General features: G+C 69.2%; 18 protein-coding genes. 11 read left to right on the plus strand and 7 right to left on the minus strand.

Annotated features, from left to right (window positions below; all coding sequences use genetic code 11):
- Positions 1-9 precede the first annotated feature (9 nt).
- Positions 10-1581: an AMP-binding protein gene (locus tag ASE34_RS14625; RefSeq protein ID WP_056280284.1), complete on the minus strand. Its 1572-nt coding sequence runs from the start codon at positions 1579-1581 to the stop codon at positions 10-12.
- A gap of 133 nt (positions 1582-1714) precedes the next feature.
- Between ASE34_RS14625 and ASE34_RS14630 the strand changes: the two genes are divergently transcribed.
- From ASE34_RS14630 to ASE34_RS14650, 5 genes are all read left to right on the plus strand, one after another.
- Positions 1715-2515: a sulfite exporter TauE/SafE family protein gene (locus ASE34_RS14630; protein WP_056279751.1), complete on the plus strand. Its 801-nt coding sequence runs from the start codon at positions 1715-1717 to the stop codon at positions 2513-2515.
- Between the two features lie 60 nt (positions 2516-2575).
- On the plus strand, positions 2576-3031 hold the full coding sequence (locus ASE34_RS14635) for an FAS1-like dehydratase domain-containing protein (RefSeq protein WP_056279753.1): 456 nt from the start codon (positions 2576-2578) through the stop codon (positions 3029-3031).
- Positions 3031-3429: a MaoC/PaaZ C-terminal domain-containing protein gene (locus tag ASE34_RS14640; RefSeq protein ID WP_056279756.1), complete on the plus strand. Its 399-nt coding sequence runs from the start codon at positions 3031-3033 to the stop codon at positions 3427-3429. The genes ASE34_RS14635 and ASE34_RS14640 overlap by 1 nt, the downstream gene beginning before the upstream one ends.
- Positions 3430-3440: 11 nt before the next feature.
- Entirely contained in the window at positions 3441-4571 is a 1131-nt protein-coding gene (locus ASE34_RS14645) for a UDP-N-acetylmuramate dehydrogenase (RefSeq protein WP_056279758.1), read from the plus strand.
- Between the two features lie 62 nt (positions 4572-4633).
- On the plus strand, positions 4634-5035 hold the full coding sequence (locus ASE34_RS14650) for a VOC family protein (RefSeq protein ID WP_056279760.1): 402 nt from the start codon (positions 4634-4636) through the stop codon (positions 5033-5035).
- A gap of 18 nt (positions 5036-5053) precedes the next feature.
- Here ASE34_RS14650 and ASE34_RS14655 read toward each other — a convergent pair whose 3' ends face one another.
- Both ASE34_RS14655 and ald read right to left on the minus strand, forming a co-directional pair.
- Complete coding sequence (locus ASE34_RS14655) at positions 5054-6253, minus strand: pyridoxal phosphate-dependent aminotransferase (protein ID WP_053099212.1); 1200 nt, start codon at positions 6251-6253, stop codon at positions 5054-5056.
- 86 nt (positions 6254-6339) lie between these two features.
- Complete coding sequence (gene ald / locus ASE34_RS14660) at positions 6340-7434, minus strand: alanine dehydrogenase (protein ID WP_056279762.1); 1095 nt, start codon at positions 7432-7434, stop codon at positions 6340-6342.
- Between the two features lie 115 nt (positions 7435-7549).
- Between ald and ASE34_RS14665 the strand changes: the two genes are divergently transcribed.
- Positions 7550-8059 (plus strand): Lrp/AsnC family transcriptional regulator, encoded by a 510-nt coding sequence (locus ASE34_RS14665; RefSeq protein ID WP_053097462.1) that lies wholly within the window; start codon positions 7550-7552, stop codon positions 8057-8059.
- Between the two features lie 145 nt (positions 8060-8204).
- On the plus strand, positions 8205-9275 hold the full coding sequence (locus ASE34_RS14670; protein ID WP_056279764.1) for an AraC family transcriptional regulator: 1071 nt from the start codon (positions 8205-8207) through the stop codon (positions 9273-9275).
- 449 nt (positions 9276-9724) lie between these two features.
- Here the strand turns inward: ASE34_RS14670 and ASE34_RS14675 are convergent, their stop codons facing one another.
- From ASE34_RS14675 to aceA, 3 genes are all read right to left on the minus strand, one after another.
- The gene (locus ASE34_RS14675) at positions 9725-10159 is read right to left on the minus strand and encodes a hypothetical protein (protein ID WP_056279767.1); all 435 of its coding nucleotides are present in this window, start codon (positions 10157-10159) and stop codon (positions 9725-9727) included.
- A 111-nt stretch (positions 10160-10270) separates the two neighbouring features.
- The gene (gene aceB / locus ASE34_RS14680) at positions 10271-11938 is read right to left on the minus strand and encodes a malate synthase A (RefSeq protein ID WP_230100389.1); all 1668 of its coding nucleotides are present in this window, start codon (positions 11936-11938) and stop codon (positions 10271-10273) included.
- A 24-nt stretch (positions 11939-11962) separates the two neighbouring features.
- On the minus strand, positions 11963-13288 hold the full coding sequence (gene aceA / locus ASE34_RS14685) for an isocitrate lyase (RefSeq protein WP_056279769.1): 1326 nt from the start codon (positions 13286-13288) through the stop codon (positions 11963-11965).
- A 136-nt stretch (positions 13289-13424) separates the two neighbouring features.
- Here aceA and ASE34_RS14690 point away from each other — a divergent pair, with 136 nt between their 5' ends.
- The 3 genes from ASE34_RS14690 (at position 13425) to ASE34_RS14700 (ending at position 17248) form a co-directional block, all read left to right on the plus strand.
- Positions 13425-14876: a helix-turn-helix domain-containing protein gene (locus ASE34_RS14690; protein WP_053097458.1), complete on the plus strand. Its 1452-nt coding sequence runs from the start codon at positions 13425-13427 to the stop codon at positions 14874-14876.
- Between the two features lie 155 nt (positions 14877-15031).
- Positions 15032-16585 (plus strand): glucoamylase family protein, encoded by a 1554-nt coding sequence (locus ASE34_RS14695; protein WP_056279770.1) that lies wholly within the window; start codon positions 15032-15034, stop codon positions 16583-16585.
- A gap of 36 nt (positions 16586-16621) precedes the next feature.
- Positions 16622-17248, plus strand: a complete 627-nt coding sequence (locus ASE34_RS14700; RefSeq protein WP_056279772.1) for a TetR/AcrR family transcriptional regulator — start codon at positions 16622-16624, stop codon at positions 17246-17248.
- 81 nt (positions 17249-17329) lie between these two features.
- Here ASE34_RS14700 and ASE34_RS14705 read toward each other — a convergent pair whose 3' ends face one another.
- A complete protein-coding gene (locus tag ASE34_RS14705) occupies positions 17330-18838 on the minus strand; it encodes a PucR family transcriptional regulator (RefSeq protein ID WP_056279774.1) in 1509 nt (502 codons plus the stop codon).
- A gap of 116 nt (positions 18839-18954) precedes the next feature.
- On the opposite strand from ASE34_RS14705, the gene gabT reads away from it, so the two are divergent.
- Complete coding sequence (gabT, locus tag ASE34_RS14710; RefSeq protein WP_053097454.1) at positions 18955-20322, plus strand: 4-aminobutyrate--2-oxoglutarate transaminase; 1368 nt, start codon at positions 18955-18957, stop codon at positions 20320-20322.
- Positions 20323-20413 lie beyond the last annotated feature (91 nt).

A 20413-nucleotide genomic window follows, 5' to 3' on the forward strand; every position in this document is an offset into this window, starting at 1 on the left:
CGCCTGGACTCAGCGTGCGCGCAGATCCTTGCGCAGGATCTTGCCGGATGCCGACTTGGGAATGGCGTCGATGAACTCGACCTGCCTCACCTTCTCATGAGGCGCGACATGGGCGGCGACGTGCGCCATCACCGCATCCGCGTCGAGGTCTGCTCCCTGCTGCGCGACCACGAACGCCTTGGGTACCTCCTGTCCATCCGCGTCGGGCACGCCGATCACGGCCGCATCGGCGATGGCCGGATGCTCGAGCAGGACCGCCTCGAGCACGGCCGGCGCGACCTGGTAGCCCTTGTACTTGATGAGCTCCTTGAGACGGTCGACGATCCGGAAGATGCCGTCGTGCGTCACCGTCGCCACGTCGCCGGTGTGAAGCCAGCCGTCGCTGTCGAGCATCTCGGCCGTCGCATCCGGCCGGTTGAGGTATCCGGCCATCACCTGGGGACCGCGGATCAGGAGCTCGCCGGGGTCGCTTGCGCCCTCGGCCGGCGCAGTGACATCGGAGCCGTCCTCCGCGACGAGACGCGCCTCCGTGTTCGCGAGCAGCATCCCCACGGACGAGCGGTCGATGTCAGGGCGGTCGTACGGGATCGCGTGCGTGACCGGGCTCGTCTCCGTCATTCCGTAGCCCTGACAGACCGTGCACCCCAGCCGATCGGCCACTGCGGATGCGAGAGCGCCGTCGAGCGGAGCAGCCCCCGAGAAGATGACCTTGATCGCGGAGGTGTCGTACTGATCGATGAGCGGATGCTTCGCGAGCGCGACGGCGATCGGCGGCGCGATGAAGACCCAGCTCGTCCGGTGCTCCTGCACGACCCGGAGGAACTCCGTCAGGTCGAACTTCGGCATCGTGACCAGAGCCGCGCGCTGGCGCAGCGCGAAGTTCAGCAGCACCGTCATCCCGTAGATGTGGAAGAACGGCAGGACGGCGAGTACTCGGTCGTCGTCACGGAGAGAGATCGTCGAGCGGCACTGGCTGACGTTCGCGATCAGGTTGCGGTGGGTCAGCATGACGCCCTTGGGTCGGCCGGTCGTGCCCGAGGAGTAGGGGAGTACGGCGAGATGCGTCGCCGGGTCGAAGCTCACTTCGGGAGCGGGGCGACCCTCGCCGAGCAGGGCAGGCAGCGACGGATGCCCCTCGGCGCCGTCGAGGACGATCACGTGGTCGACGGCGAGTCCGACGGCGTCCGCGGCGGCCTTCGCGCCCGGCAGCAGCGGCGAGACGGTGATCAGCCACGTCGCCTCGGCGTCGGTCAGCTGGTTCGCGATCTCCTCGGCCGTGTACAGGGAGTTGATCGTGGTCGCCGTCGCTCCTGCCCGCAGGATGCCGTGGAAGACCGTCGCAAAGGCCGGGATGTTGGGACAGAGGACCCCGACCTTCGTCCCGACGTCCACCCCTCGCGCTGCAAGCGCGCCCGCGAAGAGGTCGATCTGGGCGATCAGCTGACGGTAGGTCGTGGTGGCGCCGCTGACTCCGTCGACGAGGGCGACTGCGTCGAGACGGTCTTCCTCGACGTCTCCGAAGAGGAACTGGTGGATCGAGACCGCGGGGATCTCGACATCGGGATAGGAACTGCGCACCATGAGATCTCCTTCGATCCGGGTCATCGACGACGCCGTCTGATGCGATCCAGTGTCGCACAGGAGGAGACCCGGTCCCAGGGGTATGGAGGACACATGACCGAGGTGCCGACGCCGCGGAGAGTAGGCTGATCCGGTGAGCGATGCAGAGACCCTGAGCAGAGGGCCTCGCGCCTATACGGCATTCATCGGAATCGGCCTGATCGCAGGCCTCCTCTCCGGCCTCTTCGGCGTCGGCGGCGGCACGGTGATCGTTCCGCTGCTCGTGCTCTTCCTGCATTTCAACCAGCGTCTCGGCGCCGGCACGTCGCTTGCAGCGATCGTCCCGACGGCGACGGTGGGCGTGATCTCCTACGCGATCAACGGATCGGTGGCGTGGATCCCCGCTCTCATCCTGGCGGCAGGCGCCGTGGTGGGTGCGCAGATCGGCACGCGGCTGCTGCCGAAGATCTCGCAGACGGTGCTGCGCTGGTTCTTCGTCGGCTTCCTGGCGATCGTGATCGTGAGCCTGTTCCTGGTCGTCCCTTCGCGCGACGCCGAGTTCGAGCTGGAGCTGCTCAACGGGCTCGCGCTGCTCGCGGTCGGAGTCGGCACCGGAGTCCTCGCCGGTCTGATCGGTGTCGGCGGGGGCGTGATCGTGGTGCCCGTGCTGATGCTCGCATTCGGTACGAGCGACCTCGTGGCCAAGGGCACGTCGCTGCTCATGATGATCCCGACCGCGATCTCGGGCACCATCGGCAACCTGCGCAATCACAACGTCGATCTCGTGGCCGCGGCGATCGTCGGGGTCTCCGCCTGCACGACCACCGCGCTCGGAGCCTGGCTGGCCACTCTGATCGACCCCACGGTGGGCAACATGCTGTTCGCGGCATACCTCGTGGTGATCGCGGTGCAGATGGCGATGAAGGCGATCAAGGGGCGCAAGAAGAAGGACTGAACGCCCTTAGTTCCGGCTTACGGGCACCGCGCCCCATGACCGAGAAAGTAGGATCGAGGGGTGGCAGTCAACCAAGATCTGGTCGGCCGGGAGTTCCCGCCGACGTCCCCCTACCTCGTCGGCCGTGAGAAGGTGCGTGAGTTCGCGCGTGCCGTCTTCGCCGATGCACCGCAGCACACCGACGTCGAGGCGGCTCGCGCAGCCGGTTTCGCCGACGTCGTCGCGCCCCCGACGTTCGCGATGGTCATCCAGGACCACACTCTCCAGCAGCTCCTCGCCGAACCGGACTCCGGCATCGTCCTGGCGCGCACGATCCACGCCGAGCAGAAGTTCGCGTACTCGCGCCCCATCGTCGCGGGTGACGAGCTCACAGGTCGACTGCGCGTGACCGGCATCCGCATGATGGGCGGCAACGCCATGATCACCAGCGCGGCCGAGATCACGGATGCCGACGGCGAGCACGTCGTCACCGCCACCAGCGTGCTGCTGGTCGGCGCGGAAGAAGGAGCCGAGTGATGCCGTTCGCTGTCGGAGACGTCGTCGCGGAGCGCACCGTCCATCTCACCCGCGAATCGCTCGTGCGGTACGCAGGAGCATCGGGTGACTTCAATCCGATCCACTACCGGGACGACATCGCCGCCGAGGTGGGTCTGCCGGGAGTGCTCGCGCACGGCATGCTCACGATGGGCATCGCGTCGTCGGTGGTCGTCGCGGCTCTCGAACCGGGAACGCGGATCCTCGACTACGGCGTGCGCTTCACCAAGCCGGTCGTGGTGCACCCGACCGAGGGAGCGGACCTCCACGTCATCGCGACCGTCGGTGCCGTCGACGACGAGTCGACTCGGATCGATCTCAAGGTCACGTTCGCTGAGACGACGGTCCTCGTCAAGGCGCAGCTGCGCGTCGCCTCCTGATGGGTGGCGCTGTGCACGAGGTCGAGCCGCTGAGGCTCGCGACTCTCACGACCCTGCGCACGGGAGGCGCCCCGGAGCGCATGCTCGAGGCATCGACCACGGCGGAGCTGATCGACGCGCTCACCGATGTCTGGTCACGCGGCGACGAGTGGTTCGTGCTGGGCGGAGGATCCAACCTGTTCATCGGCGACGAGTCGTTCGAGGGGACGGTCATCCGCGTCCTCACCCGCGGCATCGAGGAGCTGCCCTCGCCGCACGAGGGACGCATCAGGCTGCGTGTGCAGGCGGGGCATGGCTGGGACGATCTCGTCGCCTATGCGGTCGAGCACGGTTACGCCGGTCTCGAGGCGATGAGCGGCATCCCGGGCACCGTCGGCGCCTCGCCCGTGCAGAACATCGGGGCGTACGGGCAGGAGATCCAGGAGACCCTGGTCGAGGTCGAGCTGATCGACGAGGCCACCGGCGAGGTGTCGGTGGTGCCGGCATCCGAACTGGGGCTCGGTTTCCGCACCTCCGTGCTCAAGCATCACTACGGCAGCGTGCCGCAGCGTCGGGCCGTCATCCTGTCGGTCACGGTCGACCTTCTCGTCGCTGACGAGCGCGTGGTGCGCGGCGAGCAGCTCAGGAGGGCGCTGGGTCTGGACTCCGACGCCCCGGTGCCGCTGACCTGGGTACGCGAGCGGATCCTCGCCACCCGCGCCTCGAAGGGGATGCTGCTCGACGAGAACGATCCGGACACCCATGGCGTCGGCTCGTTCTTCCAGAATGCGATCGTGCCGGAGGTCGTGGCCCGTGCTCTGCCGCCCGAGTGCCCGCGGTGGCCGGTGACCCCGGATCTGGATACCGTCACGGTGATCCCGCTCGCCTCGTACGACGGGTATGTCCCTCCCGCCAAGCCGGAGGCCCCCGACGTCAAGGTGAGTGCAGCGTGGCTGATCGAGCAGGCCGGAATCCGCAAGGGGTTCAAGCTGCCGCGCTCGCGCGCCTCGGTCTCGACGAAGCACGCGCTCGCCCTCACCAACCGGGGCGGGGCGACAGCGGCCGAGGTCTCGGAGCTCGCACGATTCATCCAGAGCCGCGTCCATTCGGAGTTCGGTCTCGTGCTGCAGCCGGAGCCCGTGCTGCTCTGCGTCGAGCTCTGAGTCGCGACGCAGCGAGCCCGCGCCCGCCTGACAACGTCGCCCGTTCGCCGTACACTCGCGGCATGAGCGGACTGATCCCGTACCTGCTGTTTCCCGGAAACGCGGCCGAAGCGCTGGAGCACTACCGTGACGTCTTCGGAGGAGAGCTTCAGCTCGTCGACTATGCCAGTGCGGGTCGTGCAGACGGTCCGGCCGATGCGGTCGCCCACGGGCAGCTCTCAGGACCGGTCGAACTGGCGGGAGCCGATGCCGGCGCGGACGACGATGCCGTGCAGATGAGCGGGATGTTCCTCTCTCTGCTCGGCACCGCCGACGCGTCGAAGCTGACGAGCTGGTTCGACCGGCTGTCAGAGCACGGCCGAGTGACCGACGCCCTGCAGAAGCGCGTGTGGGGCGACTACGACGGCACCGTCACCGACCGCTACGGCATCCGCTGGCTGATCGGCTTCCACGACGAGGACTGATCTCGTCGCAGACCGGCCTCAGGCGAACAGACGCTGCAGTCGCTGCACACCCTCGAGGAGCTGGTCGTCGCCGAGCGCGTACGACATGCGGATGTACCCGGAGGGACCGAATGCCTCGCCCGGGACGACGGCCACCTCGGCCTGCTCGAGGATGAGGTCGGCGAGCTCGAGCGAGGTCGTCGGCGTCTTGCCGCCCCACGTGCGTCCGAGCAGACCCTGCACGTCGGGGTAGACGTAGAAGGCGCCCAGCGGGTTCGGCACCACGAGTCCGTCGATCTTCGACAGTTCGGACACGATGAGGCGGCGGCGGCGGTCGAACGCCTCGCGGAACTGCTCGGCTTCGGTCTGGGGCCCGTTGAGGGCAGCGATCGCCGCCTTCTGTGCGACGTTGTTGACGTTGCTCGACAGGTGGGACTGCAGGTTCGCGGCGACCTTGATGGCATCCGCCGGTCCGACCATCCAGCCCACGCGCCAGCCGGTCATGGCGTAGGTCTTCGCGACGCCGTTGACGAGGATCGTCTGCCCCGCCACCGCGGGCACGGCCTCGACGATGGAGGTCGCCTTGACGCCCTCATAGGTGAGGTTCTGGTAGATCTCGTCGGAGATGACCCAGATGCCGTGCTCGAGTGCCCACTCGCCGATCGCCGCCGTCTCCTCGGCCGTGTACACCGATCCGGTGGGGTTGGAGGGCGACACGAACACGAGCGCGGTCGTGCGCTCGGTGCGAGCGGCCTCGAGCTGGTCGACGGTGACCTTGTAGTCCTGATCGGCGCCCGCGAAGACCTCGACCGGCGTGCCGTCCGCAAGACGGATCGCCTCGGGGTAGGTCGTCCAGTACGGCGCAGGCAGAAGCACTTCGTCGCCCGGGTTCACCACGGCCTGGAACGCCTGGTAGACCGACTGCTTGCCGCCGTTGGTCACGATGACCTGGCTCGGCGAGACCTCGAGGCCGGAGTCACGCAGCGTCTTCGCGGCGATCGCCTCGCGCAGCGCGGGCAGGCCCGGAGCCGGGGTGTACCGGTAGCTGGCGGGATCGGCGAGCGCCTCGGCGGCCGCGTCGACGATGAACTGCGGGGTCGCGAAATCGGGCTCGCCGGCGGCGTACGAGATGATCGGCTTGCCTTCGGCCTTGAGTGCCTTGGCCTTGGCATCGACCTTGAGGGTCGCGGATTCGGCGATGGCGGAGAGCTTGCGGGAGAGAGGAGCGCGTTCGGTCACGACTACGAGCGTACCCGGGTCGACCCCGCCGATGACGGGTGAATGGTCGTCAAGAATCACGGTTCTTTCGTGCTGATGCTCTCCGCTCAGGCGGTGTTCATGCCGTGCGCGCGCGCGACGGCATCCAGGGTGATGCGGCCGCCCTGGACGTTGAGGCCCTGGGCCAGTGCGGCGTCGTCGGCTGCTGCACGCTCCCACCCCTTGCCGGCGATCGCCGAGACATAGGGGAGCGTGGCGTTGGTCAGTGCGCGCGTGGCCGTCTCGGGCACCGCGCCCGGCATGTTCGCAACGCAGTAGTAGATGGAGTCGTGCACTGCGAACGTCGGGTCGTCATGCGTCGTGGGGCGCGAGCCTTCGAAGCATCCGCCCTGGTCGATGGCGATGTCGACCAGCACGGATCCGGGCTTCATGGTCGCGACCATGTCGTCGGTCACGAGCTTCGGCGCCGCAGCCCCGGGGATGAGCACGGATCCGATGACCAGGTCGGCCGTCGCGAGCTCTTCGGCGATGTCGTACCGGCTCGACGCGCGAGTCTGCAGAGCACCGCCGTAGCGGTGCTCGAGCTCGCGGAGTCGCGGCAGCGAGATGTCGATGACGGTCACCTGTGATCCGAGCCCGAGCGCGTTCGCGGCCGCGTGCTCACCGGCGACACCGCCGCCGATCACGACGGTCTTGGCGCGCGGGGCGCCCGCGATGCCTCCCATGAGCACGCCCCGTCCTCCTGCGGATCGCATGAGGGAGTATGACCCCATCGTCACGGACAGGCGTCCCGCGATCTCGCTCATCGGCACGAGCAGAGGGAGGCTGCGGTCGGGCAGCTGCACCGTCTCGTAGGCGACGGCGGTGGTGCCCGCGTCGACGAGCGCCGTCGTCAGCGCTCGGTCGGCGGCCAGATGCAGGTAGGTGAAGAGGGTGAGATCCGAGCGCAGGAACCCGTACTCCTGGGCGATCGGCTCCTTGACCTTGATCAACAGCTCCGCCTCGCCCCACGTCTCCTCGGCGGTGTCGACGATCTCGGCACCCGCGATCCGATAGGCCTCGTCGGAGATGCCCGAACCGACGCCCGCCCCGGACTGCACGAGCACGCGGTGGCCCTCGTGCACCAGACGGTCTGCGCCTGCGGGGGTGAGCGCGGTGCGGTTCTCGTTGTTCTTGACCTCGGTCGGCACGCCGATCTTCATCGATCCTCCAAGTGACGGTTGCGTGAGTGCATTTCAGAATCGCAGAAACTTCGATCATTCGACAGAATGCCTGAAGAAGATTCGCGCTTCGGCTGATTCCTGCATAATCGTTCGTATGGAGACGTCACCCGAAACCCCTCAGCCGAATACCCTTCGGGCGCCGGCGCTCGACGCGATCGATGCGAGGATCGTACAGCTGCTGAGCGCGGACGGTCGGATGACGAACGCCGAGCTCGCGGGTCACCTCGGAGTCGCGCCGTCGACCGCGCACGCGCGTCTGCGCGCACTCGTCGAACGCGGAGTCATCAGCGGCTTCCATGCCAGCGTCGACGAGCGGAAGTTGGGCGCCGGCCTGCAGGCCATCATCGGAGTGAGCCTTCGACCGAGCGCTCGACGCGAGAGCATCGTCGAGTTCGCCGACCGTGTGCGCGCTCTGCCCCAGGTGATCCAGGTCTTCTTCCTCGGCGGCGATGACGACTTCCTGCTGCACATCGCGGTGGCCGACTCATCGGAGATGCGGGAGTTCGTGCTCGAGCATCTGTCGGCCCAGAGCAGCGTCGCCTCGACCAGGACCAGCATCGTGTTCGACTATCACCGCAACTCGGTGGCTGCGTCGTTCCGCTGACGCGCGTGACGGCGGGCGGAGCGCCGCTCTCGCGGCCGCACGCAACGTATATTGCATGGCTTCTGGCGCGAACCTAGGGTGAGGGCGGGGACGGAGCAGCCGATGCGCACGCGGCGGGCTTCCGCTGGGGGTTGCGATGGGGCGAATGATCGACGACGCGGAGTTGGCCGGCTGGCTCGCCCGGCTCTCGGGCGGACTGTGGCCGTCATCGATCGGAGGCGCCGAGGCGTTCGCGTTTCCCTCGTGGTTCTCCGAGCAGATCATTCGCCTCGACGGTCGAATCGGCATGCTGCAGCTGTCGAACTTCGGCGCGATGAAGGCCGACGATCCGGATGCGTTCGAGGCGACGCTGCTTCGCAGGTCCATCGGCTCGACCATGCTCTACAGCACCCTCGAGACGGCGCACACCGTGAGCTACGAGCGAGCGATCGCCGAGGGCGAGGACATCATCATCGTCGGGATGGTGCAGCAGGGCGGGCAGCGCCTGAACACCGCGGCGGGGGTGCAGGCCATGGGCGTCGGCCGCGTCGGCTTCATGTCGAGCCTGGGCCCATCGGCCGTCGAGCAGTTCGGGGTCACCAACTCGACCGGGGTCGTCGTTCCCGTGGCGGCCCTCCCCGGCTATCGGCACGTCCTCGCTCGAGGGGCCGACATGTTCCCGGACACCCCACTCACCCGGGCAGCGGGAGCCTCACTCGCGCGGATGCTGTTCGAGTGGGCGCAGGATCCGGATCAGGGTCAGGGGGCGCTCGCCGGCACCGAGGCGGCGCTGATCGCGCTCGTGCGAGGGCTCTTCCGACAGTTCCCCGGCGACGGCGAGACCAGCCGGACGAGTGAGTTCCGCGCGGAGGCGGGGCGCATCATCGAGCGGCGGCATCGTGATCCGGCATTCGGCATCGCAGAGCTCGCCGCCGACCTGCACGTCAGCCGTCGCCAGCTGTTCCGCCTGTATGAAGGTGCCGACGAGAGCCCCGCGAGCCGCTTGCTGCGTCGGCGTCTCGTGACGGCGCGCGAAGAGCTGCTGTCGACGCCCCCGCAGGACCTTGCGGCGGTCGCAGCCCGCTCCGGTTTCGCCGACGCGTCCGCGCTTCGGGCCCAGTTCTCCCGGCACGTGGGGCACAGTCCCAGTGCCTTCCGCCTCGCGGCCCGCACGCAGCCGCCGCGTCTCGCCGAGGCGATGCTGCTCAGCGACGAGCAGTCCGCCCCGACCGCCTGACCGAGGCCGGCCCATCGGGCCGACCCGGTCGGGGCTGTCCGTCGCGGACCGACGCGCGCGCCCGCGGGCCGGCCGTGCGGTCCGGCTGCTTCGCCGACTCCGACAGAGAGTGACACATGATCGCGAATCTGGTGCCAACGCGGGTTCTGCGTGCCGGGCCGAGCGCACCGGGTGACGCAACGTCCTGCGGCGCTTCCGGATCGTCGGAGCCGCTCCTAACCTGAACCTGCCCGTGTCCCCAGGCGGGCCATGACGGCAGATCGCGACGGAGCTCCGCTCCTGGCGCATCGGCCGTCACGGCTTCCGGACGCGGCGGGATCGCCCGTCCGGAAGTTCGGGGGACAGGCGCGAAAGCGTCGGGCATGACGGACCACCTGCGCGAGGGCGCGGGTGGACGTGCGGGTGCTTCGGTCAGGGGAGACCGGGGCACCCGCGAATCCCCCTCGGCGTCACGCGCCGAACGAGGAAGGCAGCGCGCAGTAGTCGGCGAAGCGCCGCGTCGGAGCCGCCGGGTCCGTCACGTCGACGATCGCGCCGGCGATCGAGTGCGGGGCCTCATCACCGGCGAGCTGCCACACGATGAAGTTCCAGAGGCCCCTCGCCGTCGGGCTGAGCAGCACTGCCGGGCCCGAGACGATCAGGACCGTCGCCGGATCGGAGCCGGTGCGGAACGGAGCGATCACGTCGCCGCGCAACGCCGCTTCATCGGCATCCGTGCTGTGCGCACGCTCGACGTGCTGCCCGGCGGCGATCAGCGCCGTCGCGAGGTCGTCCGCCGCTCGACGCGAGCGCTCGGCATCCGCTCCGGCGACCGCGATCAGTCGGCGCCCTCGCGGGTAGAGGTGAAGGAACTCGGACGAGATGTCGGACCACACGTCGCTCATGTTCTCAGGCTACGCCCGCCGGCGACGGCGGGCTCCGGCGGTCCTCCGCATCACGCACGAGGAGCCCCTCGGCTGCCGATGGCGGCATCCGAGGGGCTCCTCGTCAGAGTCTCAGGCCTCCTCGACGAGGAACCTGCTGTAGGCGCCGAGTGTGAGGAACGCCGGGAACTCCTCCTGCAGGGCGACGTCGCGGAACACCGACGCGGCATCGTCGAACCTGTCGCCGTCGTGCCGGTCGACCTCGCCGAGGACCTCCGCGATCAGGCTCTCGACGTAGTCGGCGGTGATCGCGGTGCCGTCCTCGGTGGAGCGGTCCTGGTGGATCCACTGCCACACCTGCGAACGGCTGATCTCCGCCGTCGCGGCATCCTCCATCAGGTTGTCGATCGCCACGGCGCCGAGCCCTCGCAGCCATGCCTCGAGGTAGCGGATCGCCACCGACACGTTGTCGCGCACGCCCTGCGCGGTGATCGGCCGCCCGATGTGCAGGTCGAGCAGCTGCGACGCGGTCACCATGACCTCGGGGCGCTGGCGGCCGACCTGGTTCGGGTGGTCGCCGAGCACGGCGTCGAACTCCGCCAGCGCTGTGGGGATCAGATCGGGGTGCGCGACCCACGTGCCGTCGAAGCCGTCGCCGGCCTCGCGCTTCTTGTCGGCGGAGACCTTCTCGATCGCCCGCTCGGTCACCTCGGGGTCGCGGCGGTTCGGGATGAAGGCGCTCATGCCGCCGATCGCGTAGGCGCCCCGCTTGTGGCAGGTCTGCACGAGCAGCTCGGTGTACGCCCGCATGAACGGCACCGTCATCGTGACCTCACTGCGGTCGGGGAGCACGAAACGCGCGCCGCGGCCGCGGTAGTTCTTGATGATCGAGAAGATGTAGTCCCAGCGCCCGGCGTTGAGACCCGCGCAGTGGTCGCGCAGCTCGTAGAGGATCTCGTCCATCTCGAAGGCCGCGGGCAGGGTCTCGATCAGCACGGTCGCGCGGACGGTGCCGTGCGGGATGCCGATGTACTCCTCGCTGAAGGAGAACACGTCGTCCCACAGCTTCGCCTCCTCGCTCGACTCGATCTTCGCGATGTAGAAGTAGGGGCCCCGACCGTTCGCGATGAGCTCCTGCGCGTTGTGGAAGAAGTACAGGCCGAAGTCGACGAGCGAGCCGGATGCCGCCGTGCGGCGCCCCGCGCGGTCGGTGAACTGCAGGTGCTTCTCCGGCAGGTGCCAGCCACGCGGACGCATCACGATCGTCGGTGTGCGCTCGGCGGTGACGTGGTACTCCTTGCCTTCGGGGGAGCGGAAGGACAGCTCGCCGCGGATCGCGTCGCGCAGCGACAGCTGCCCCTCGACGACGTTCTTCCAGGTCGGACTCGTGGCATCCTCCTGGTCGGCGAGCCACACGCGAGCACCCGAGTTCAGTGCGTTGATCGTCATCTTCGGGTCGGTCGGACCCGTGATCTCGACGCGGCGGTCCTCGAGACCCGGCCCCGCGCCTGCGACCCGCCAGTCGGCATCCGCGCGGATGTGCGCGGTGTCGTCGCGGAAGCGCGGGTCGTGGCCGTTGCCGATCTCGAACCGACGGCGCATCCGGTCGGCGAGCCGATCGTGGCGGCGCGAGGCGAATCGGTGGTGCAGCTCGGTGAGGAAGGCGATCGCCTCGGGGGTGAGGATCTCGTCGTAGCGGTCGCGCAGCGGACCGGTGACCGCGATCGCCGGACCCTGCTGCGTGGTCTGGATCGGAGCCGTGGTCGGGCTGGTGGTCGGGGGAGCGATGGGAGTGGTCATGATCGTGTGTCCTTCACAAGTGGCTCAGTGGAACTGCGCGGCTTCGGTGGAGCCGGCGAGGGCGAGGGTCGCGCTGTCGGGGTTGAGCGCGGTAGAGATGACGTCGAAGTAGCCGGTGCCCGCCTCGCGCTGGTGCTTGGTGGCGGTGTAGCCGTTCGCCTCCGCGGCGAACTCGGCCTCCTGCAGCTCGACGTACGCGCTCATGGCGCGTTCGGCGTAGCCACGGGCGAGGTCGAACATCGAGTGGTTCAGGGCGTGGAAGCCGGCGAGCGTGATGAACTGGAACTTGTAGCCCAGGTCAGCCAGCTCCTGCTGGAACGTCGCGATCTCGGCGTCCGACAGGTGGCGCTTCCAGTTGAAGCTCGGTGAGCAGTTGTAGGCGAGCAGCTTGCCCGGGAACTCGGCATGGATCGCGGCGGCGAACTCACGTGCCAGCTCGATGTCGGGTTCACCCGTCTCGACCCACAGCAGATCGGCGTACGGCGCGAAGGCGAGGCCTCGGCTGATGACCGACTCGATGCCGGGGCGGATGCGGTAGAAGCCCTCGGTCGTGCGCTCGCCGGTGGTGAACTGCTGGTCGCGCTCGTCGACATCGCTGGTGAGCAGGTCGGCCGCGAGAGCATCCGTCCTGGCGATGATCACCGTCGGGACTCCGGCCACGTCGGCGGCGAGACGCGCGGCGTTCAGGGTGCGGATGTGCTGCTGCGTCGGCACGAGCACCTTTCCGCCGAGGTGGCCGCACTTCTTCTCGCTCGCGAGCTGGTCCTCCCAGTGGATGGCTGCGGCACCGGCCTGGATCAGCGACTGCGCGAGCTCGTAGGCGTTGAGCGGTCCTCCGAAGCCCGCCTCGGCGTCGGCGACGATCGGCGCGAGCCAGTCCTGCGTGACATCGCCCTCGGCGTGCTCGAGCTGGTCCTGACGGATCAGCGCGTTGTTGATGCGACGCACGACCGCCGGCACCGAGTTGGCGGGGTACAGCGACTGGTCGGGGTAGGTCTGACCGGCGAGGTTGCCGTCGGCCGCGACCTGCCAGCCCGAGAGGTAGATGGCCTTGAGGCCCGCCCGCACCTGCTGCACCGCCTGCCCGCCTGTGTAGGCGCCCAGTGCCCGGACGTAGTCCTCGGTGTGCAGCAGGTTCCACAGGTTCTCGGCTCCGCGGTGCGCGAGCGTCGCGTCCTCGCGGACCGAGCCGCGGACGCGGATGACGTCCTCTGCCGTGTACGTGCGCTCGACGCCGTCCCAGCGGGGATCCGTCTCCCAGATCTCCCGGAGCTCGGCGGCCGTCTGAACCTGGTCCCCGGCGCGCAGCCCTGCGGGGCGGGGGGTGTGGTTCTGGGCGGTGTTCGTCATGGTGTCTCCTCCGTTGGATGCCCGGACCGTGAAGCCGGGTGGCGTGTTTCCACTGTGTGTGAAGTTCGCACCCTTCGATGGCCGATGGGGGAGTGAAGATCAGCTAAAATTCTGTTTCTGTGACAGAATCGGCCGCATGAGCACTCCAGCGGTCGAAGAAGACGCCGACGCCCTCACGATCGGACGCCGCATCCGTCAGCTGCGCACGGCGCGCGGGATGACCCTCGACGACCTCGCGGCGGCGGTCGATCGAGCGCCCAGCCAGATGTCGATGATCGAGACGGGCAAGCGCGAGCCCAAGCTCACGCAGCTGCAGTCGATCGCGCGCGCTCTCGGCGTCACGATCGACGCGCTGCTCGAGGGCGAGCCGCTCGATGAACGCAGTGCGATCGAGATCGCCCTCGAACGGGCCATGAAGGGGCAGACCTTCCAGGCTCTCGGCATCGAGCCCTTCCGGATCGCGAAGAGCATGCCGACGGACGCGCTCAAGGCCCTGCTCGCACTGCACGGCGAGATCGACCGGCTCAAGGATGAGCGCGCGGCCACTCCCGAGGAGGCCAGGCGCGCGAACGTCGAGCTCCGCCACCTCATGCGGCGGCAGGACAACCACTTCGCCGATCTCGAGACGAAGGCGGCGGAGATCCTCGCGGCGGTCGGGCACCCCGGCGGACCCCTCACCCAGCGGACGGCCTCCGAGATCGCCGCCTACCTCGGATTCACCCTGCACTACGCCCCGGACCTGCCGCAGACCACCCGCAGCGTCGCCGACCTCGCGAACGGACGTCTGTACCTCTCGAGCAGCGTCCCGGCCAAGGGGGATGCCCGGACCGCGGTGCTGCAAGCGCTGTCCAGCCGCATCCTCGGTCACTCCGAGCCGCGCAGCTATGCCGAGTTCCTGCGCCAGCGCGTCGAGACGAACTACCTCACCGGGGCGCTGCTGGTGCCGGAGGCCCACGTCGTGCCGGCGCTGAAGGATGCGAAGACGCGCAGGGCGATCTCGATCGAGGATCTGCGCGACGCGTACTCGGTGTCGTACGAGACCGCTGCGCACCGATTCACGAACCTCGCGACGCGCCACCTCGACATCCCCGTGCACTTCCTCAAGGTGCACGAGTCGGGCACGATCACGAAGGCGTACGAGAACGATGACGTGAACTTCCCGACCGATCGCCTCGGATCGATCGAGGGGCAGATGTGCTGCCGCCGATGGACCAGCCGCGTGGTGTTCGACGAGGACGACCGCTTCAACCCGTACTACCAGTACACGGACACGGGCAACGGCACCTACTGGTGCACGGCCCGCGTCGAGGCGTCGAGTGAGGGACTGCACTCGGTCAGCGTCGGCGTGCGATTCGACGACACGAAGTGGTTCGTCGGGCGCGACACCCCGCATCGCGGAGTCTCGAAGCACTCGGTCGAGGTGTGCTGCCGGCGGGCGCCCGCCGACCTCGAAGGGCGGTGGCGCGAGAACTCCTGGCCGAACGTCAGGACCCCGCGCACTCTGCTCGCCACACTGCCGACCGGGGCCTTCCCGGGCGTCGACACGACGGATGTGTACGAGTTCCTCGAGGCGCACGCGCCGCGCTGAGCGCCCGCACGCGCCGCGCTGAGCGCCCGCACGCGCCGTCGATTCCGGTCGCCTTCCTGTCACGAGGAGGGGGTTGAGCGAACAACGAACACGTGTTAGGTTTTCGCAGGTCGGAGCGCCGCGCTCAGCGGCGCCGTTCTCGATGAGGAGACACGATGAAGCGATGGATGAGCACGCTGGCGACGATCGGACTCGTGACTGCGGGCCTGACGGTCGCCGGGCCCGCGACGGCCGGCGGTGGACGCCCCGGCACCGGTGACCTGAACCGCTGGGCGGTGGACACCTGGCACTCCCTCGACGCGATGACCGATGAGGAGACCGGCCTTCCCGCCGACAACGTGAGCGGCGACCTCGAGACGCCGAGCGCCTACACCTCGCCGACGAACATCGGCGGATACCTGTGGTCGACGGTCACGGCTCGCGACCTCGGAGTCATCAGCGACGAGGAGGCGCGCGATCGCATGTCGACGACGCTGGAGACGCTCGGAACCCTCGAGCGCAACGACGCCAGCGGCATGTTCTACAACTGGTACTCGCCGACGACCGGCGAGAAGCTCACGACATGGCCCGACTCGGGAGACCCGGTGCACCCGTTCCTCAGCACGGTCGACAACGGGTGGCTCGCCGCCGCACTGCGCATCGTCCGCGAAGCGGAGCCCGACCTCGCGCAGCAGGCGGACGCGCTGTACGACTCCATGGACTTCGCGGCGTTCTTCGACCCCGAAGGCGCGGCAGGACTCCCTGCAGGCACGAACCGCGGGGGCTTCTGGGATGCGGCTCCGCCGGACTGCAGCGTCGAGGCGCCGATGTACAACGGCTCGGGGGACACCGCGTTCTACACGTGCCACCACTACGACACGACCGTGAGCGAGAGCCGCATCGCGACCTACCTCGGCATCGCGAACGGTCAGATCCCGGCCACGGCCCTGTACGGCACGCATCGCACGATGCCTCCCGGGTGCGACTGGGCGTGGCAGGAGCAGCTCCCTCAGGGCGAGTACCGCACCTATGACGGCGTCGAGGTGTGGGAGGGCGCCTACGCATATGACGGGATGTCGTTCGTGCCGAGCTGGGGCGGCAGCATGTTCGAGTCGCTGATGCCCGACCTGCTCGTGCCGGAGACCACGTGGGGTCCGCGTTCGTGGAAGCTCAACCACCCGATCACCGTCGCCGTGCAGAAGCAGCACGGGCTGGACGAGGCCGGATACGGCTATTGGGGCTTCTCGCCCGCGAGCGACCCGTTCGGCGGGTACGCGGAGTACGGGGTCGACGTAGCCGGGATGCGGGCGGACGGGTACACCTCGGACGCGGAGAAGACCGACGTCGACATCGACAGGCCCGGATGCACCACGGGGACCGATCCCGCTCCGGAGTTCGGTGACGGGGTCGTGACGCCGCACGCCGCGTTCCTGGCGCTTCCGTACGATCGCACGGGCGCGCTCGACAACCTGCGCGGCATCGAGACGGACCTCGGCGCCTACGGCCCCGGCGGGTTCTTCGACGCGGTGGCGGTGAAGAGCGGCACGATCGCCGAGCGCTACCTGTCGCTCGACCAGTCGATGATCATGGCCGCGATCGGCAACGAGCTCACGAAAGATACACTCAAGGACTACTTCGTGGATCGCGACATGGAGCAGCGCCTGCGGCCCGCCATGCGGCAGCAGGTGTTCGGCTCGTCGTGGGGAACGGGGAACGGCCACCACGGCTGAGGTCCGCGCTTTCGCGCCGAGAGACAGGACGGGCGCATGAGCACGGATGAGCAGCCGATGGCGGCGCGACGGCCTCGCGGTCCCTACGCCACCGGCCAGGCGCGCAGGCAGGCGATCGTCGACGAAGCGCTCGCGGTGTTCTCCCGCACGGGATTCCACGGTGGATCCCTGCGGGAGATCGCGAAGCGCGTCGGCGTGACGCCGACCGGCCTGCTGCACCATTTCGCGGGCAAGGAGGAGCTCTTCGCCGAGGTGCTCCACCAACGTGACGAGAAGGTGCGGGAGGCGGCGGGCGACCCTGCCGAGCACACCCTGATCGAACAGGCCACGCGCGTCGTCGCGCACAACCAGACCTCGCGGGGTCTCACCGCCCTCTACGCGATCGTCTCGGCGGAGGCCACAGACCCCGGCCACCCGTCGCACGCCGACTTCGCCGCCCGATACCGCGAGCGCGCCGTGGCCGCAGAAGAGATCCTGCGGCGAGGTCAGGCCGACGGAGAGGTGCGCGAGGACATCGACCCCGCTCGGGCGGCCCGGCTGATCAGCGCGGTCATGGACGGCATCCAGCTCCAGTGGCTCCTCGACGATTCCGTCGACATGGTCCCGCTCTTCGAGGAGTTCGTCGGGCGCTACCTCCACCCCGCCGAACGACGGCCCGACTGAAGGGCGCGCGGATGGCGGAGGCCCGGCATCCGCCCACTCCGCCGGGCGGGGACCGCCGGCCGTTCGGTCGAGGACCCCGGTTCAGTCCCGTGCGGTCTGCAGCAGCGTCCACAGCTCGGCGCGGGCGGGGAACGACGAGAGGTCGCTTCCCAGGAGCGCTCCGGCCTGGGCGATCCGCGACCGCAGCGTGTGGCGGTGCACACCGAGTGCCGCCGCCGCAGGATCCGCCTTCGCATCGTGCTCGAGCCAGGTGCGCAGGGACCGTTCGAGGTCGCCGCCGGATCGCGCGTCGTGGTCGCGGATCGGCGCGAGCCGCGATTCGGCGACCAGCCGGGCCTCATCCGTGGCCAGTGCGCTGAGGATGCTGGATCCGGCGGCATCGGCGAAGTGGAACACCCCGGCGCCGGACTGCTGGCGCAGCGCCGCGAGCGCCTGTGCGTGGGCTCGGGAGAACGCGTCGTACGACTCGGAACCGGACGCGCCGATGCGGATGCCGAACCGGGTGGCGACCTCGTCGAGCAGTGCGTCATCGGCCATGGACAGGCAGAGCACCACGCCCTCGGATGATTCGGCGAGGAAGCTGGCGGTGCCGTGCTCGGCCCTGCGCCGATCCCACCAGTCGGCGAACGGGCCGGTCGGAGCATCCGCGGCGATCGCGACCACCACGGGTGCCGAGGGCATCGAGCCGAGGACCTTCCGCGCGAGGGACGGATCGTCGTCGAGCAGCGAGCTCAGCAGCTGCGAGTTCAGCCGACGCTTGCTGCGGGCGAGCTGGTCGCTCTGCTCGAGCGCAAGTCCGGCCATCGCGATCACCGACGTCACGACCGTGCGCGCCTCGGCGTCGAGCGCATCGACAGCCAACGCGATCACCCCGCGCAGGTGTCCGCCGCGCCCCACCGTGAAGAGCGTGAACGTCTGATCGTCGATCGTGAGCGACTGCCCGGCCTCGAGCCCACGGGTGAGGATCTCGGTGACCCGTTCGCCGAGCTCGGTCAGTCGTCCTGCAGTGACGGCCGATCGGGGGTGCGACAGCTGCAGGGCGCCGGACGCGTCGTACATTCCGGCCCAGACATCCAGACGGCGGCCGAGCTCTGCGACGGTCGCGTCGAGTCCGCGGGGGCGCAGCGCGGCCAGTGCGAGTGCGCGCTGGGTGTCGAGCGCCCACGACCTGCGGGCGTAGGCCTGCGCCGCGATCGCTTCGGAGTGCGCGCGGGCGACGGCGATGAAGGGCGTGCGATAGGGGACTTCGAAGAGGGGGATCCCGCGGCGTGCGCACTCGAGGATCAGCTCGTCGGGGATCGCGGCACGGTGCACGTCCGTGCCGAATCCGAGGCCGAGCACCCCGCGATCCGCCAGCCGCCCGACGTAGACGTCGAAATCGGTGCCGACGTCGAACTGGGTACCCGTCGTCAGCAGTGCGAGGTCCTCGGCGAGGAACGGCGTCGGGTCGGCGAGGTCGGAGCTGTGCACCCACCGCAGGGCGCGATCGAGGGCGCCGTCCGGAAGGCCGTCCGCGTCCGAGATCAGCACGAGCCCGAGATCGCGGCGCCGGAAGAGAGCGCGCAGCGTGGGCTGTTCGGCGTCGTCCATGCGCTGCGGTCCTCTCGGCATCCGGATCAGCGCTTATACGGTCGGGCGATGACCTCTCCCAGATTGTACAGCCGGGCGAATGCGCCGACGCCGGATGCGGTCGTACGCTCACGGACATGGCTCTCCTCGACACCGCAGCTGTTGCAGTCCCGCTCGGCGGACCCGACCTCCCCCAGGAGCGTCGTCTCGTCACCGACCTTCCCGGCCCCCGCTCGGCCGAGATCCTCGCCCGCAAGGCCGATGCCGTCGCCGCCGGCGTCGGGCACACGGTTCCCGTCGCGGCCGTCGCCGCCGGCGGGGGAGTGGTCGTGGATGCCGACGGCAACTCGCTGATCGACCTCGGCTCCGGCATCGCCGTGACGACCGTCGGCAACGCGCACCCCAAGATCGCCGCAGCCGTGGCCGCGCAGGCCGCGCAGTTCACGCACACCTGCTTCATGATCTCGCCGTACGAGTCGTACATCGGTGTCGCCGAAGCGCTCAACCGCCTCACTCCCGGCGACTTCGCCAAGAAGAGCGCCCTGTTCAACTCCGGCGCCGAGGCCGTCGAGAACGCGATCAAGATCGCCCGCAAGCACACCGGTCGCCAGGCCGTCGTCGCCTTCGACCACGGCTACCACGGCCGCACCAACCTCACCATGGCGCTGACCGCGAAGTCGATGCCGTACAAGAGCGGCTTCGGCCCGTTCGCCCCTGAGGTGTACCGTGCGCCGATGTCGTACCCGTTCCGCGACGGTCTCGACGGCGCAGAGGCCGCCGCCCGCGTGATCCTGCAGCTCGAGAAGCAGATCGGCGCCGACAACCTCGCCGCCGTCATCATCGAGCCGATCCAGGGAGAGGGCGGCTTCATCGTCCCGGCGGAGGGCTTCCTCCCGGCGATCGCCTCGTGGTCCCGCGCGAACGGCGTCGTGTTCATCGCCGACGAGGTGCAGACCGGCTTCGCCCGCACCGGCCACATGTTCGCGAGCGAGATCTTCGGCATCGAGCCCGACCTCATCACGACCGCCAAGGGCATCGCGGGCGGTCTGCCCCTCGCCGCCGTCACGGGGCGCTCCGAGATCATGGACGCCTCGCACGCAGGCGGCCTCGGCGGCACCTACGGCGGAAACCCGATCGCCTGCGCTGCGGCGCTCGCCGCGATCGATGTGTTCGAGAACGACGGCGTGATCGAGCGCGCTCGCGAGATCGGCGAGATCCTCACGGCACGCCTCGGAGCCATGCAGGAGAAGGACACCCGCATCGGAGACATCCGCGGCCACGGCGCCATGATCGCCGCCGAGTTCGTCGACCCCGAGACCAACGCGCCCGACGCCGCCCTCACCTCCGCGGTCGCCAAGGCCTGCGTCGCGCAGGGCGTCATCGTCCTGACGTGCGGCACCTACGGCAACGTCATCCGGTTCCTCCCGCCGCTCTCGATCGGCGACGACCTCCTGAACGAGGGCCTCGACGTCGTCGCGGCCGCGCTCGCCGCCACCGCGGGCTGACAGACCAGCAGCCGCGGTTCGTCCGCGACTGCCACCACACGTCCGGCCGCGACGAGGATCGGGGGATTTCGAGTCGCGGCCGGCACAACCT

The sequence above is a fragment of the Microbacterium sp. Root280D1 genome, assembly GCF_001428975.1.
Taxonomy (GTDB): Bacteria; Actinomycetota; Actinomycetes; order Actinomycetales; family Microbacteriaceae; genus Microbacterium.